General features: G+C 66.6%; 10 protein-coding genes. All 10 read left to right on the forward strand.

All coding sequences use genetic code 11. From position 1 onward, the window contains the following. Nucleotides 1-249: 249 nt before the first annotated feature. The 10 genes from AC5P53_RS14500 to AC5P53_RS14545 all read left to right on the forward strand — a co-directional run bounded on the left by AC5P53_RS14500 (nucleotide 250) and on the right by AC5P53_RS14545 (nucleotide 15,942). Nucleotides 250-1,431: a serine hydrolase domain-containing protein gene (locus tag AC5P53_RS14500; RefSeq protein ID WP_241887023.1), complete on the forward strand. Its 1,182-nt coding sequence runs from the start codon at nucleotides 250-252 to the stop codon at nucleotides 1,429-1,431. Nucleotides 1,432-1,537: 106 nt separating this feature from the next. Next, on the forward strand, nucleotides 1,538-1,750 hold the full coding sequence (locus AC5P53_RS14505; protein WP_032957243.1) for a hypothetical protein: 213 nt from the start codon (nucleotides 1,538-1,540) through the stop codon (nucleotides 1,748-1,750). A gap of 574 nt (nucleotides 1,751-2,324) precedes the next feature. Continuing rightward, nucleotides 2,325-5,453: a TonB-dependent receptor gene (locus AC5P53_RS14510; RefSeq protein WP_014647213.1), complete on the forward strand. Its 3,129-nt coding sequence runs from the start codon at nucleotides 2,325-2,327 to the stop codon at nucleotides 5,451-5,453. 130 nt (nucleotides 5,454-5,583) lie between these two features. Then, the gene (locus tag AC5P53_RS14515; protein ID WP_075076931.1) at nucleotides 5,584-6,342 is read left to right on the forward strand and encodes a SapC family protein; all 759 of its coding nucleotides are present in this window, start codon (nucleotides 5,584-5,586) and stop codon (nucleotides 6,340-6,342) included. Between the two features lie 3 nt (nucleotides 6,343-6,345). Next, nucleotides 6,346-7,368, forward strand: coding sequence for a cupin-like domain-containing protein (locus tag AC5P53_RS14520; RefSeq protein ID WP_241886857.1), 1,023 nt, complete (start codon nucleotides 6,346-6,348; stop codon nucleotides 7,366-7,368). Between the two features lie 11 nt (nucleotides 7,369-7,379). After that, complete coding sequence (locus tag AC5P53_RS14525; RefSeq protein WP_241886856.1) at nucleotides 7,380-8,912, forward strand: tryptophan halogenase family protein; 1,533 nt, start codon at nucleotides 7,380-7,382, stop codon at nucleotides 8,910-8,912. Between the two features lie 162 nt (nucleotides 8,913-9,074). Beyond that, nucleotides 9,075-10,568, forward strand: coding sequence for a xylulokinase (xylB, locus tag AC5P53_RS14530; RefSeq protein WP_495227428.1), 1,494 nt, complete (start codon nucleotides 9,075-9,077; stop codon nucleotides 10,566-10,568). A 43-nt stretch (nucleotides 10,569-10,611) separates the two neighbouring features. Next, entirely contained in the window at nucleotides 10,612-11,946 is a 1,335-nt protein-coding gene (gene xylA / locus AC5P53_RS14535; RefSeq protein ID WP_241886854.1) for a xylose isomerase, read from the forward strand. A 31-nt stretch (nucleotides 11,947-11,977) separates the two neighbouring features. Next, complete coding sequence (locus tag AC5P53_RS14540) at nucleotides 11,978-13,387, forward strand: sugar porter family MFS transporter (RefSeq protein WP_142234752.1); 1,410 nt, start codon at nucleotides 11,978-11,980, stop codon at nucleotides 13,385-13,387. After that, nucleotides 13,384-15,942, forward strand: coding sequence for a glycoside hydrolase family 3 protein (locus AC5P53_RS14545; protein WP_241886853.1), 2,559 nt, complete (start codon nucleotides 13,384-13,386; stop codon nucleotides 15,940-15,942). The genes AC5P53_RS14540 and AC5P53_RS14545 overlap by 4 nt, the downstream gene beginning before the upstream one ends. The last annotated feature ends 31 nt before the right edge of the window (nucleotides 15,943-15,973 follow it).

Genomic DNA, 15,973 nt, shown 5'->3' on the forward strand with positions numbered 1-15,973 from the left:
GCTCCTGGCGCACGCGATCAGCGGATGGGCGGCCGCTGCAATCATCGCAGGTTCCGGGATCGCCGCATCATACCGTGCGCACTGGCATGGCGACTGCTGGGGGGCCGGGCGGGTTAGTGACGAACCCGGCGTCCAGTGCGGATGGGCAATCAAGCGCGGTATGACTTCAGGCACTGCAGTTTGACTACATGTGTAGTCAAACTGCGGGCACACTCACTGGAAGAGAACGCAATGCCAACGTCCTGCTGGTTGTCCTGCGCCCTGGCCCTCGTGATCGGCATCGCGGGGCCCACCCATGCGACGCCGCGTGCCGACGCCCTCGCCACGATCGAGCGCAACGCGCGTGCTTCGCATACCGATGCGGTGCTCGTGATGCACGACCGGGACACGCTGCTTGAGCTGAAGCCCGCCCCAGCGCAGGAATCCGTGCACCTGATGTCGGCAACCAAGTCCGTCGTCGCGCTGGGCATTGCGTTGCTGCTGGACGAAGGAAAGCTGGCTTCGATCGACGTACCGGTCAGCCAGATCTATCCGGAATGGAAACAGGGCAGGAAGAGCCGCATCACCGTGCGCATGCTGCTGGACCACACCTCGGGCCTGCAGAACGTGGCCAACGCGGGCGCCGAACTGGAAGGGGCCCCGGACCTGGTCAAACTGGCACTGGCAGCCGAGCTGAGTGACGACCCGGGCGCCGTGTTTTCCTACAACAACAAGGCCACCAACCTGCTGCCCGGCATTGTCGAGCGCCTGGCGGGCGAGCCGCTGGATGCCTACCTGGATGCGCGCCTGTTCAAGCCGCTGGGCATTGCCCACCACGCCTGGATGAAGGATGAGGCAGGCACTCCGCTGGGAATGGCGGGCCTGTCCCTGCGTGCCGCCGATCTTGCCGCCATCGGGCAACTGTTGCTGGATGGAGGCGTGGCGCCGGATGGCAAACGACTGTTGAGTGAACGGTCAGTGGCATTGATCACTGCTGAAAGTGCCCGTTCGCCTGACGTGGGCCTGTTGTGGTGGCGGATACCAGCGTGGGAACGCTATCAGCTCAAACCCCGGCTGGATGACCTGCTGGCCGGGCACGGCGTTGACGATGACGTGCGCCGCGTCGTGCAGGCCAGCGCGGGGCGCACGTTCGACAGCCGGGGGCAGTTGATCGCATTCCTCACCGAACGGTTGGGTGCGGACGGGCCGCAGCGTTACGCCAGCCAGATCGCCGCGCGCGGCCTGAAGCTCGCCGATCTCTACGACATCACACGGGGACCGGTCGTCGGCTTTGCCGCCAACGGCTACCTGGGCCAATACCTGATGATCGTTCCGGAACAACGCGTCGTCGCAGTGCGCCTGATCCATCGGCGCGAGAGCCACCGCGCCCCACAGGACGACTACGCGTCCTTCTTCGCCGATGTCCTGCAATTGGCGCGGGCACTGCAGTAGGTGCTGCCGTCATCATGTCCACGCGCTCTGAACAACTTCCTGGAGCCTTCTTCACTGTCGTGCCGCCTAAGGTGGGATGACCCCTTGGCCGCCGGGATACTGAAGCATGTTTGATTACCAGGACTGGACCTTCCACGCCAATGGGCGCACGGTGGTGGCGCGCGTGGCGCTGGACGGCGACGGGGGCGGCACCATCAACCGATACCAGCTGATGCCCGGGCCGGCGCAGTCGGGGCTGTGCATCAAGGTCGCCTCCCAGGACGAGGCCGCGCAGAAACTGGAGGTCGAAGTGATGAAGCTGCTGGGACCGGAGTGGTAGCCCCTGCGTAGCACCACGGTGAGCGGCTCATCTGCTCCGTCCACGATCACGGCGTTGGCCGCGAAAACGGCGGAGCCGGACGTAACGAGTACGGCGAGCCGACTGCGGCGGCGATGCGCTGGAGAGCGTTCACGGTGCGTTCCTTTCTGGATGACCCGCAGGCGCGGGCATCTTTCCTGCGGCGGGTGAGCGGTGACCGGATGCAGCAGCAGCCCGGTCATCAGTAGCGGGGTGATTCCAGCGCCGCTACGCGCGCTGCCGATTTGCTGCGCTGCATGGTGACAAGCGCGAACCCGGGTGATTACTCTCCGCTGCAACGCGATGGTAGCGCTACCAGTCGGACGGGGATCCAGGGTCCAGGGGCTGCCTTCTTTGCCGCGTGTTTGTCCTGGCAGGCTTGAAAAGCAAGTGTAAGTCGCGGCGTGCTCCAGCAGCCGTGCTGTTCGGTTTGGAATGCGGGCCACGCCCGTGCGTGCCCCTGGGAGGGGGCGGTACATCCATTCGATCGTATGTCAGAGGGGACTTTCATGAGCACTTGCAGTTTCCGTGGCACCCCGGGCCCGAGGTCCGGTTCATGAGCCGCGCGTTGGCGAAGTTCCGGTCCCGGGCCATGTTCACCTTCGTGGGTGGCGCCCTGGTCATCAATCCTGCGTTTGCGCAGGACGCAGCAACGGCAACCGGGCAGCAGCCGCAGAGCCAGTCGCAGCCCACCCAGCTCGATGCAGTGCAGGTCACGGGCATACGCAACAGCCTGAGCCAGGCCATGGACATCAAGCGCGACTCGGCGGGCGTGGTCGATGCGATCAGCGCCGAGGACATCGGCAAGTTCCCCGATACCAATCTTGCCGAGTCGTTGCAGCGCATCACCGGCATCTCCATCGAGCGCCGTGACGGCGAGGGCGCGCAGGTGACCGCGCGTGGCTTTGGTCCGCAGTTCAACATGGTCACGCTCAATGGTCGCCAGATGCCCGGCGCCGATGCATTCGGTGCCTCCGGGCAGGTGGCCATCGGCGGTGTCGACGGCGGCACTCGCGCCTTCAATTTCGCGCAGCTGGCCGCCGAGGCCATCAATGGCATCGAGGTCTACAAGACCAGCCAGGCACAGGTGCCCAGCGGTGGCATCGGCGCGACGATCAACATCCTGACCTCGCGCCCGCTCGACCACGCCGGCATCGTGGCCAATGCCGGGGCAAAGCTGGTCTCCGACCAGAGCCAGCCGTTCGACAACGACCTGACGCCGGAGCTGTCGGGCATCTTCAGTTACAGCAATCCGGAAAAGACCTTTGGCGTCAGCCTCAGCGCGAGCCAGCAGAAGCGCAAGGGCGGCTCGGTGCAGGCCACGGAGAACTACTGGAACGTGCAGCCCTGGACGGGGTCGATGCCGGGCAACCCGACCGTGGTGAACGCCCCGGCCGTCGGCCAGCTCTATGCGCGGCCCAACGACCTGCGCTACGCGTTCTCCGAATTCGAGCGCGAGCGAGTCAATGGCCAGGCAGTGCTGCAGTTCGCACCGACGGACAGCCTGACCCTGACCATGGATTACACCTACTCGACCAACGAGATCACCGAGAATCGTGGCGAGCAGGGCATGTGGCTGCAGAACAGCAACTACACCAATGTCCAGTTCGACACCTCCGGTGCGGTCGCCACCCCGGTCTACATCCGCGAGATCGCCGGCACCAAGGACTTCGGGCTGGAACAGCAGCGCAGCATGCAGGAGTACAAGCTGGGCTCGCTGGGCTTCAACGCGGTCTGGAATGTCAGCGACCGTTTCAAGCTCAGCTTCGATGCGCACAATTCGAAGAATGAAAGCCGCCCCAATGACCCACTGACCGGCGGCGGCTCCATCTTCATGAGCATTGCCGGCACCAACAACTGCACCCGTGGCCCGCATTGCGGTGGCTCCTGGGTACAGGAGTTGAACTTCAACAATGGCCTGCCGGTCGGCACCCAGGTCTGGTATCCCAGTACTGCCGATGCGATCGCCGGGACCAATGGCGTGGTCAACCCGGGCTTCCAGGAAGGCGAGATCGGCACCCAGGTGCTGCGCGTCAACGCGCAGACCCAGATCAGCAAGATCAAGCAGGCGCGTGTCGACGGCGAATGGAACTTCGACCACGGCCGCTTCCAGTTCGGCGTGGATACGAACAAGTCCACCACCCACCGCATCCAGGCCGCCGAGGCCTATTCGACACTGGGCGACTGGGGCGTGGCCAACGTGGACCGGGATACCGCCGCCGGCCTGATGGACCTGCTGCAGCCGGTCAGCATCGTCGGCCTGTTCGATGACTACAGTGCCAACAGCTGGCCGGCCTGGCGCGGCAATGCCGGGCAGCTCGCGCAATGGGCGTCGCGCGAGTACGGCGTCGGCCTGGGCGTGGATCCGCAACGCGCGGCGGACAACTTCGTGGAAGAGAAGACCAAGGCGGCGTACTTCCAGGTGGAGCTGGACGGGGAGCTGGGCGGCATGCGCACCAATACCCGCCTGGGCGTGCGCTATGAAACCACCGACGTGGTGTCGACCTCGGTCATTGCCGTTCCCGAGTCCATCGAGTGGCAGGCCAACAACGATTTCCGCATCGTGCTGTCCGATGAGCAGCAGCCCTTCACCGAGAAGGCGCGGTACAGCTACATCCTGCCCAACCTTGATTTCAGCATCGACCTCACCGAGGAACTGAAGGGCCGCGTTTCGTTCGGCAAGAGCATCGCCCGCGCGCCGTACGGCAACCTGTATGCAGGGCCCGGTGCCCAGCAGCCGTTCGGCTCGGTGCTGATCGATCCGTCGTCGCGCGCCAGCGGCAATTCGCAGAACCCGAGCCTGAAGCCGCTGGAATCGGACAACCTCGACCTGGGGCTGGAGTGGTACTTCGCCGATGCCAGCTATGTGTCATTGACCTACTGGAACAAGTCGGTCAGCAACTTCATCGGCAACACGGTCGTCCAGGAGAGCCTGTACGGCCTCACCGACCCGACCTCCGGGCCGGATGCGCGGGCGGCGTTGGACTTCCTGACCAGCGGCGCCTGCGTGGCCCAGGTCGGGCCGGCCAATGCGGCCGCCTGCTCAGCCAACGACACCTCGCTGTTCACCGCACTGGCGCTGCTGCGCAACAATCCAGCTGGCCTGGGCGCCTACAACGGCACCGATGCGCAGGTACTGGCCACCGAAGCGGCCTACGATCTGTATGGGCAGGCCAACGACCCGCTTTACCAGTTCAACGTCAATCGCCCGATCAACCAGAACAAGTCCAAGCTGCATGGCTGGGAACTGGGCGGCCAGTACTTCTTCGGTGACACCGGCTTCGGCGTGCTGGCCAACTACACCGTGGTCAAAGGTGATGTCGGCTACAACAATGGCGGCGATCCGGGTATCGACCAGTTCTCGCTCACCGGCCTGAGCGACACTGCCAACGCCATGCTGATGTACGAGAAGTACGGGTGGTCGGTGCGCCTGGCATGGAACTGGCGCGACCAGTACCTGATCCTTGCCAACCAGGGTTCCAGCCGCAATCCGTACTACGTGGAGCCGTACGAGCAGTGGGATCTCAGCGTCAACTACGCGCTGGATGACCACTGGTCCTTCAGCCTGGAGGCGATCAACCTGACCGGCGAGGATGTGCGGTGGCGCTCGCGCACCTCGCAGATGATCGTCAAGCTGGCCGACCAGAGCCCGCGCTACATGCTGGGCGTCCGCTACAAGTTCTGAGCCTGGTTGCCGATGCGCCCGGCACGGCACCGCTGTCCGCGGCGGTGCCGCCCGGGGCCGAGTCGCCGCACCTGTCGCGCGCCTGCGCTACCCTGCTGGCCAGCCACCCCGCACTGGACTGGATACCTCGATGGCCCGCTATGAAATGCTCAACAACATCGCGCATCGGGACCTGAGGGTCGCCACCGGATTCGGGCCGCAGTTCGGCGATGCGGTGGGCATGGTGCCGGCCTATCCCAGCGAGTTCGCCGAACTGCAGCGCGAGTATCCGATCTTCCTGCGCCGGGAGGCCGGGACCGGGGCGTGGCAGTCCGTGGCCCTGCTGGGTTTCGAGCAGCACGAGAACCTGTACCTGCAGGACGGACGCTGGAATGCCTCCTACCTGCCCGGCGCGGCCGCAAAAGGGCCGTTCCTGATCGGCTTCCAGGAGCACTACGTGGACGGCCTGCTCACCCAGGACGCGGTGATGCACGTCGACCTGGACCATCCGCGTGTCACCTCCGGCGCCGGTGAGCCGGTGTTCCTGCCGCAGGGTGGAAACACGCCTTACCTGGACCACATCGCCGGCGTGCTGCGCGGCATCCACGAGGGTAGTGCCTTCGCGGCCAGTATGTTCACGATGCTCGACGACTGTGGCCTCATCCAGCCGGTCACGCTTGATGTGCAGCTCGCGCCGCATCACCGCGTGGGCGTGAGCGGATTGCACGGCATCGACCGCGAGCGCCTGGCGGCGCTGGACAGTTCACGCCTGGCGGCGTTGAACCGCGCCGGTTACCTGGAAGGTGCGTACCTGATGCTTGCCTCGCTGCATAACATGCGCCGCCTGATCGCCGAGAAGCAGCGCCGTCTCCGCGTCCAGGACGGCAACGCGCAGGCGGTCAGGAACTGACCGGTGCAAGCCTGCCTGCCGATACGGAGCCTGGAAGGCATCGATCCTGCTGCCTTGCCATTGGCCGCCCTGGTGGAGGCCGGTGAGCCGGTCGTACTGCGCGGCATCGCCAGCGGTTGGCCACTGGTCCAGGCCGGACTGGGTGGCGTGCGTGACGCGATGGCGTACCTGTGCAGCGTCGATGCGGGTGCGCCCATCCAGTACTCGTTCGGCGGCGCCGAGATCGCGGGCCGCCCGTTCTACAGCGCGGACTTCACCCGGCTGAACTTCGAAGTGCGGCGTGGTGTACTCGCCCAGGTGCTGGAAGAGATCGCCGCGACGCTGCATGCGCCGCGGCCGCCAACCTATTACGTGGCCTCGCTGCCGATCACGCGGGCACTGCTGCCGGCATTCGCGCAGGCCAACGATGCCGGGCTGGCGAAGCAGGGCATCGACGCCACAGCCAGCATCTGGATCGGCAACCGGGTGACGGCCTCGTGCCATTTCGACACACCCGACAACCTCGCCTGCTGTGCGGTGGGGCAGCGCGAGTTCACGCTGTTCCCGCCCGCCCAGGTCGACAACCTGTATCCGGGCCCGCTCGATCCCACGCCGGGCGGACAGGTGGTCAGCGTGGTGGACTTCGAGCGCCCCGACTTCGATCGGCATCCACGTTTCCGCGAGGCGCTGGCGCATGCACGCAGCGCGGTACTTGGGCCCGGCGATGCGATCTTCATTCCCAGCATGTGGTGGCACCATGTACGCAGCCTGGAACCGTTCAACGTGCTGGTGAACTACTGGTGGCGAAGCTCACCGGCCTGGCTGGGGTCGCCGCTGGCGGCGCTGCAGCACGCGATGTGGTCCGTGCGCGACCTGCCAGCGCGTGAGAAGCAGGCCTGGGAAGGGCTCTTCCGTTACTACGTATTCGGCCCCGGCGAGCGCGCCGGTCAGCACCTGCCTGAGACGGCGCGCGGGGATCTGGCACCGTTCGACGAGCAGCGCGCCCGCCGCATGCGCGCGATGCTGCTGGGCAGGCTCAACCGTTGAGAGAGGGCACCGTGTTGGATACCCAGAGCACGCCTGCAGGGCGCATCCGCAAGGTGGTCATTGCCGGTGGCGGTACGGCGGGATGGCTGGCCGGCTGCGCGCTGGCGCATCAGTTCCGTGACCAGCTGCAGATCACGCTGGTCGAGTCCGAGCGGATCGGCACGGTCGGCGTCGGTGAGTCCACCGTGCCGCCGATCCGCACCTTCCATCGCTTCCTGCAGATCGACGAGCAGGAGTTCCTGCGCGCGGTGGCCGGCACCTTCAAGCTGTCGATCTCGTTCGAGAACTGGCGCCTGCCGGGGGATCGCTTCTTCCATCCGTTCGGCACCATCGGCCACGGCACCTGGGCGGCACCCTTCCATCACTTCTGGCTGGACAGCCTGCGCCGCGGCATGCCCTCGGAGCTGGGCGACTTCAGCCTGGAGAGCATCGCATCGCATGGCGACCGCTTCTCGCTGCACACCCAGCCGCAGGCCAGCTATGCGTATCATTTCGATGCCAGCCTGTATGCGCGGTTCCTGCGCCGCAGGGCTGAGGCCCACGGCCTGCGCCGGATCGAAGGCAGGATCGCCCAGGTCAGGCAGCACGTGCACGACGGTTCGGTGCAGGCGCTGGTACTGGACGACGGCCAGGTGATCGAGGGCGATCTGTTCATCGACTGCACCGGCTTCCGTGGCCTGCTGATCGAGCAGACGCTGGGCACCGGCTACGAGGACTGGCACGAATGGCTGCCGTGCGACCGCGCCGTGGCGGTGCAGACCGAAGCGGTGGCGCCGCCGGTGCCCTATACCCGGGCGATCGCCCACGAAGCGGGGTGGCGCTGGCACATCGCGCTGCAGCACCGCGTTGGCTGCGGGCTGGTGTATGACAGCCGCCACCTGTCCGATGACGAGGCCGCAGCGAAGCTGCTGCGCGATGCCGGGGCTCCACCCTTGCGCGATCCATGGAAGGTGCCGTTCCGCAGCGGGCGCCGGCTGAAGGCCTGGAACAGGAACGTGGTGTCGCTCGGGCTGGCCAGCGGCTTCATCGAACCGCTGGAGTCGACCAGCATCCATCTGACGATCAGCGCGGTAGTGCGCCTGATCCAGCTGTTCCCGTTCGACGGCATCAGTGCGTCGCTGGTGAAGCTGTACAACGATGTCAGCCGCCAGGAAATGGAGCACGTGCGCGACTTCATCATCCTGCACTACCACGCAACGCAGCGCACCGAACCGATGTGGAAGGCGTGTCGCGAAATGCGCGTGCCCGAATCGCTGCAGCAGCGGCTGAGCGCGTGGCGCGAGCGTGCACATGCGTGGCAGGACCCTGGCGAGGTTTTCCGCGTGGAATCCTGGACCAGCGTGCTGCTCGGGCAGGGCATCGCGCCCGGTCCCGCCCACCCGCTGGCGCGGGCCGTGAGCGACGCCGATCTGCGCACCCTGTTGAAGGGCATCCAACAGCCCGTGCAGCAGGCTGCCGCGCAGATGCCGGCGCAGGCGGAGTTCATCGCGCAGTACTGCAGGTCCGGCGTGGACGTGTGGCGTTCGACGGCAGCAAGCGCGTAGCAGGGTTTTGCGTTGCAGCACGCTTTTTCCGCTGCAGCTGGTTACAGTGCGGCAACACCGCTGGCGATGATGCGCGCGGTGGCAACGAGGGGGCCGGACACCACGCCCCCTTTTTGAGTCCACGGAATGTTAGCGCTACCTTTTTGATCGGAGGCGGTTTCGATGGGTCTGGTTGCAGGGATCGATGCAGGGACGCAGAGCCTGAAGGTGCTGGTCTATGACCCGCGGACGCAGGTGGTGGTGGCCTCGGCCAGCGTGCCGCTCGCGCTGGACAGCGGTGCCGACGGCAGCCGTGAACAGGCGCCTGCCGGCTGGGTGTCGGCCCTGCGCGACTGCTTTGCCAGGATCGACCCCTCGCTGCGCGCTCGCATCGTCGCACTGGCGGTATCGGGGCAGCAGCATGGGTTCGTGCCGGTTGATGATGCTGGCGAGGTACTGGCGCCGGCCAAGCTGTGGTGCGACACCAGCACCTCGGCCGAATGCATCCAGATCATGGACGCCGTGGGCGGGTTCCAACGGACCATCGCGCTGGCGGGCAACCCGATCCTGGCCGGCTACACAGCGTCCAAGCTGCCCTGGACCCGGATCCACCGTGCCGACGCCTATGCGCGGCTGGCGACCATCCTGCTGCCACACGACTACCTGAATTTCGTGTTGACCGGGCAGCGGTTCTGCGAGCTTGGCGATGCGTCCGGAACCGGCTGGCTGGACGTGCGCACACGCACCTGGTCGCAGGAACTGCTGCGCGCCACCGATCCTGATCGTGATCTTGCCGCCTGCCTACCGCCGATCGCCGCACCCGACGCCCTGTTCGATATCGCGCCGAAGGCCGCGGCCGCGCTCGGGCTTGCAGCGGCGGTGAAGGTGGCCGTTGGCGGCGGCGACAACATGATGGCGGCGATCGGCACCGGCTGCGTCACGGAAGGTCGACTGGCGATGAGCCTGGGAACCTCCGGAACGCTGTTCGCCTATTCCGGCTCGCCAATGATCGATCCGGACGGCGCGTGGGCGGCGTTCTGCTCGTCCACCGGTGGCTGGCTGCCGCTGATCTGCACCATGAACTGCACCGTAGCCACCGAACGCGTGGCCAGCGCCTTCGGTTTCCGCACCCGCGACGGCGATGCGCACCTCCACGCGACGCCGCCGGGCGCAGGGGGGCTGGTGATGCTGCCGTTCCTCAATGGCGAACGCACCCCCGACCTGCCGCTGGGCAAGGGCGTGCTGGCTGGCCTGGACATTGCCAATTTCACCCCGGCGCACGTGTACCGCGCCGCCGTGGAGGGCGCGACCTACAGCCTGAAGTACGGCTACGACGCCTTCGTCCGCGCGGGCATGCAGTTCGATCGCATCGTGCTCACCGGCGGCGGCAGCAACAGCGCGGCCTGGCGTCAGCTGGTGGCTGATGTGTTCGGCCTGCCGGTGGACGTCCCGGTGCAGGCCGAAGGCGCGGCGTTTGGTGCGGCACTGCAGGCGCTGTGGGCGCTCGCCCGGGCGCAGGGAGACGCCGCCTCGATCAGCGACATCACCGCGCGCCACGTCACCGTCGATCCCGCGCAGTCCGCACGGCCGGATCCGGATCGCAGCGCTGCCTATGCACGGGCCTACGCACGCTTCCTCAGCCATCTTGATGCCATCACGCCGCTGCAGCGCGGCTGATGGCTCCTCCACGACACCCCGTACAACGACAGGAGCACGCACCATGAGCACGCAGCCCTTCATCGGCGCCAAGGAATACTTCCCCGGCGTCGGCCGCATTCCGTTCGAGGGCAAGGGCTCGGACAATCCGCTTGCCTTCAAGGTCTACGATGCAAACCGGGTCATCGGTGGCAAGACCATGCAGGAGCATCTGCGCTTCGCCGTGTGCTACTGGCACACCTTCTGCAATGCCGGGCACGATCCGTTCGGCCCGGGTACCCGGCAGTTCCCGTGGGAGGCAGCCTCGCCACTGGCCACGGCCGAAGCGAAGGTGGACGCGGCGTTCGAGTTCTTCACCAAGCTGGGCGTGCCGTACTGGTGCTTCCACGATATCGACCTGGCGCCGGATGCCGACGACATCGGCCAGTACCAGAAGAACCTCTCGCACATGGTGGCCCTGGCCAAGGCGCGCCAGGAGGCCACCGGCGTCAGGCTGCTGTGGGGCACGGCCAACCTGTTCTCGCACCCGCGCTACATGAACGGCGCATCGACCAACCCCGACTTCGCGGTGGTCGCGCGCGCAGCGGTGCAGGTCAAGGCCGCGCTGGAGGCCACGGTCGAACTCGGCGGCGAGCACTACGTTTTCTGGGGCGGACGCGAAGGTTATGCGTCGCTGGCCAATACCCAGATGAAGCGCGAGATCGAACATTTCGCGCGCTTCCTCACCATGGCCCGCGACTACGGCCGCAGCATCGGCCTGAAGGGCAACTTCCTGATCGAGCCCAAGCCGATGGAGCCGATGAAGCACCAGTATGACTTCGACAGTGCCACGGTGGTGGGCTTCCTGAAGGAGCATGGGCTGGACAAGGACTTCAAGCTCAACATCGAAGCCAACCACGCCACGTTGTCCGGGCACACCTTCGAGCACGACCTGCAGGTTGCGTCCGACCATGGCCTGCTCGGCAGCATCGATGCCAACCGCGGCAACGCGCAGAACGGCTGGGACACCGACCAGTTCCCCAGCGATCTGTACGACACGGTGGGTGCGATGCTGGTCGTGCTGCGCCAGGGCGGGCTGGAGGGCGGGTTGAACTTCGATGCCAAAGTGCGCCGTGAGTCGACCGACCTTGAGGATCTGTTCATTGCCCATATCGGCGGCATGGATGCGTTCGCACGCGGGCTGGAGGTTGCCCATGCACTGCTGACCGAGTCGCCCTGGGAGCAATGGCGCAAGGAGCGCTACGCGAGTTTCGACAGCGGCGCCGGCCAGGAGTTCGAGCGTGGCACGCTCAGCCTGCCGGACCTGGCGGGCCTGGCCGCCCGCCTCGGCGAACCGCACCAGGCCAGCGGCAAGCAGGAGCGTTACGAAAACCTGCTCAACCAGTACCTGCTGCGCTGAGCGCGGCAACGGTGCACTCAAGGGGACGGGAATGAACCAGGCAGCAGGCAGCGGTGAGAACACCCGGCTGATCGTACTGATCAGCGTGGTAGCGACGATTGGCGGTTTTCTGTTCGGCTTCGACAGCGGCGTGATCAACGGCACCCAGGACGGCCTGCACCTGGCGTTCCGGTCCGGTGAATGGATGCAGGGGTTCGAGATCGCGTCGATGCTGCTGGGCTGTGCGGTGGGCGCGTTCAGTGCCGGCCGCCTGGCCGACCGCCTCGGCCGTCGCAACGTGCTGATCCTGTCGGCGGTGATGTTCCTGCTGTCGGCACTCGGTGCCGGGGCGGCGGCCTCGTCGGGCTGGTTCATTGCGGCGCGGGTGGTGGGTGGGTTCGCGGTAGGCGCGGCGAGCGTGATCTCGCCGGCCTACATTGCCGAGGTCGCTCCGGCCCGCTATCGCGGCCGCCTGGCCACGGTGCAGCAGATCGCGATCATCACCGGGCTCACCGCTGCCTTCCTGTCCAACTACCTGCTGGCGGCCGCAGCGGGCGCGTCGACCGAGCCGCTGTGGGCCGGGCAGGCTGCCTGGCGCTGGATGTTCTGGATGCAGGCCGCGCCATCGCTGGTGTTCCTGCTGCTGTTGCTGACCATTCCTGAGAGCCCGCGCTACCTGGTGGTGAAGCGGCGCAAGGACGACGCGCTGCGCGTGCTGACCCGGCTGCTCGGCAACGACAAGGCCCGCGCCACGCTCGAAGAGATCGATGCCTCGCTGTCCAACGACCACCATCGCCCGCGCCTGTCCGATCTGAAGAGCCGGGCAACCGGGCGGATCCGCCCGATTGTGTGGGTCGGCGTCGGACTGGCCTGCTTCCAGCAGCTGGTCGGCATCAACGTGGTGTTCTATTACGGCGCCGTGCTGTGGCAGGCGGTCGGCTTTTCCGAAAACGACGCGCTGCTGATCAACGTGCTGTCCGGCGCGCTGAGCATCGGCGCCTGCGTGGTCACGGTGCTGCTGATTGACCGGATCGGCCGCAAGCCCCTGCTTTGGTTCGGCTCGGCCGGGATGTCGCTGTCGCTTGCACTGGTGGTGGTCGCGTTTGCAAGTGGTTCACTGGCCGACGGGCATCTGCAGCTACCCGGGCGCATGGGCACGCTGGCGCTGGTGGCGGCCAATGCCTATGTCGTGTTCTTCAACCTGTCGTGGGGGCCGGTGATGTGGGTGATGCTGGGCGAGATGTTCCCGAACCAGATCCGCGGTTCGGCACTGGCGGTCGCCGGCGCAGCGCAATGGACCTCCAACTTCGTGGTGACGGTGACGTTCCCGATGCTGCTGGCCGCGGCCGGGCTGGCGGCCACCTACGGCATCTACCTGGTGGCGGCGATCATCTCGGTGATTTTCGTGGTCCGGCATGTGCACGAGACCAAGGGCAAGGAACTGGAGCAGATGGAAGGATGAGCGCCATGACATCGCAGACCTCCGTATCCCGCAGCGGCATGCTGCTGGCAGTAGTGATGCTGGGATTGCTCGGTTGCCACGGTCAGGACCGGCCCGCCGCCACTGCGGGAACCGCCAGCGACCCGTGGCCGCAGGTCACCTGGCCACTGGCCGCGGATCCTGCTCTGAAGAAGCGGATCACCGACCTGATGGCCGGCATGACGGTGGAGGAAAAGGTCGGCCAGCTCGTGCAGGGCGACATTGCCAGCCTGACCCCCGATGACGTGCGGCGCTACCGCCTTGGTTCGATCCTGGCCGGTGGCAATTCCGACCCCGGTGGCCGCTACGATGCGTCGCCAGCCGAGTGGCTGGCGCTGGCAGACGCCTTTTACGACGCGTCCATGGACACGTCGAAAGGCGGCAAGGCCATCCCGCTGCTGTTCGGCATCGATGCCGTGCACGGGCAGAGCAACATCATTGGCGCCACGTTGTTCCCGCACAACATCGGGCTGGGCGCCACACGCAATCCGGAGCTGCTGCGGAAGATCGGTGGCATCACCGCGCTGGAAACCCGCGTCACCGGCATGGAGTGGACGTTCGCGCCGACCGTTGCGGTACCCCAGGATGATCGCTGGGGCCGCAGCTACGAGGGCTACTCGGAATCGCCCGAGGTGGTGGCCAGCTATGCCGGCGCCATGGTGGAGGGATTGCAGGGCAGGGTGGGAACACCGGAGTTCCTCGATGGCCGCCATGTGATCGCCTCGGTGAAGCACTTTCTCGGTGATGGCGGCACCACCGACGGCAAGGACCAGGGCGACACCCGCATCAGTGAGCCGGACCTGGTACGCATCCACGCCGCCGGATACCCGCCGGCCATCGCCGCCGGCGCGCAGACCGCGATGGCATCGTTCAACAGCGTCAACGGTGAAAAGATGCACGGGCACCGGCACTACCTCACCGATGTGCTCAAGGGACGCATGAACTTCGGTGGCTTCGTGGTGGGCGACTGGAATGGTCATGGCCAGGTCAAGGGCTGCACCACCACGGACTGCCCGGCCACGATCAACGCGGGCCTGGACATGGCGATGGCCTCGGACAGCTGGAAAGGCTTCTACGAGACGACGCTGGCTGCGGTGAAGGACGGCCGGATAACGCCGCAGCGCCTGGACGATGCGGTGCGCCGGATACTGCGGGTCAAGTTCCGCCTGGGGCTGTTCGAGGCCGGCAGGCCGTCCACGCGGGCCGTTGGCGGGCAGTTCGCACTGATCGGCGCGCCGGCACATCGCGCGGTGGCCCGGCAGGCCGTGCGCGAATCGCTGGTCCTGCTGAAGAACCAGAACGGCGTCCTGCCGCTGTCGCCGAAGCAGCGGATCCTCGTGGCCGGCGACGGTGCCAACGATGTCGGCAAGCAGGCCGGGGGCTGGACGCTCAACTGGCAGGGCACCGGCACCACCCGCAAGGACTTCCCCAATGCGGACTCCATCTATGAGGGCATCGCGCACCAGGCCAGGGCGGCCGGTGGTGAAGCCATGCTTGCCGTTGACGGTCGCTATGCAGTGAAACCCGACGTGGCGGTGGTGGTGTTTGGCGAAGACCCCTATGCCGAGTTCCAGGGAGACCGGCCGACGCTGGCCTACAAGCCCGGCAACGAAACGGATCTGGCGCTGCTCAAGCGGCTCAAGGCCGATGGCATACCGGTCGTCGCGGTCTTCCTGAGCGGGCGGCCGCTCTGGGTGAACCGGGAAATCAATGCCGCCGATGCCTTCGTGGCCGCGTGGCTGCCGGGCTCGGAAGGCGCCGGCATTGCCGATGTACTGCTGCGCGGAAGCGATGGCGGGGTGCAGCACGATTTCAAGGGCAAGCTCAGTTTCAGCTGGCCGCGCACCGCCACCCAGTACGCCAACAACGTCGGCCAGAAGGACTACGATCCGTTGTTTGCGTTCGGCTTCGGCCTGACCTACGCCGACAACGGCGACCTGGCCGCGCTGCCGGAGGCATCGGGCGTGACCGGCAACGAGGGCGCGACCGGCGTGTTCTTCGCGCGCGGTGATGCAGGCCCCGGCATGGCGCTGCGCCTTGAGCAGGCCGCAGGCCAGGGCCTGACCGTGACCCGCGTGCCGGACGCGTTGCCCGATGATCGGCTGAAGATCACCGGCGTGGATCATCTGGCGCAGGAGGATGGGCGACGCCTGGCCTGGTCGGGCAAGGGCGAGGCCGTTGCTGCACTGCAGTCGCACACGGCGCTGGACCTGCAGCGCGAATCCAACGGTGACCTGATGCTGCTGACCACGCTGCGCGTGGACGCTGCGCCGGAGGGTGAGGCGTGGCTGTCGGTCGGTTGCGGCGTGGGCTGCTCGGCACGCATCGCCATCGGGCCGTCGCTGGCGGCCCTTCCACAAGGCCAGTGGAAGCGCGTTGGCGTGCCGCTGAAGTGCCTGGCCAAGGCGGGTGCAAAGCTGGACGCGATCGACCGACCGTGGTCGGTGGTGACGGCCGATGCGATGACGATCTCCGTGTCACGCGTCGCGCTGGGCGCACTGAACGAAGCCGAGGTCGCCCTTGGATGCGGCGCATGATTGCTGCCGGCCTGACCGGCACCCTGCCGCC

This window comes from Stenotrophomonas sp. YJH_SMC_82 (genome assembly GCF_059368875.1).

What these genes read in the sequence shown, in the direction of transcription:
- AC5P53_RS14505 (WP_032957243.1), top strand. Translation starts at nt 1,538, where the DNA reads ATGTTTGATTACCAGGACTGGACCTTCCACGCCAATGGGCGCACGGTG.
- AC5P53_RS14545 (WP_241886853.1), top strand. Translation starts at nt 13,384, where the DNA reads ATGAGCGCCATGACATCGCAGACCTCCGTATCCCGCAGCGGCATGCTG.
- AC5P53_RS14540 (WP_142234752.1), top strand. Translation starts at nt 11,978, where the DNA reads ATGAACCAGGCAGCAGGCAGCGGTGAGAACACCCGGCTGATCGTACTG.
- AC5P53_RS14510 (WP_014647213.1), top strand. Translation starts at nt 2,325, where the DNA reads ATGAGCCGCGCGTTGGCGAAGTTCCGGTCCCGGGCCATGTTCACCTTC.
- xylB (WP_495227428.1), top strand. Translation starts at nt 9,075, where the DNA reads ATGGGTCTGGTTGCAGGGATCGATGCAGGGACGCAGAGCCTGAAGGTG.
- xylA (WP_241886854.1), top strand. Translation starts at nt 10,612, where the DNA reads ATGAGCACGCAGCCCTTCATCGGCGCCAAGGAATACTTCCCCGGCGTC.
- AC5P53_RS14515 (WP_075076931.1), top strand. Translation starts at nt 5,584, where the DNA reads ATGGCCCGCTATGAAATGCTCAACAACATCGCGCATCGGGACCTGAGG.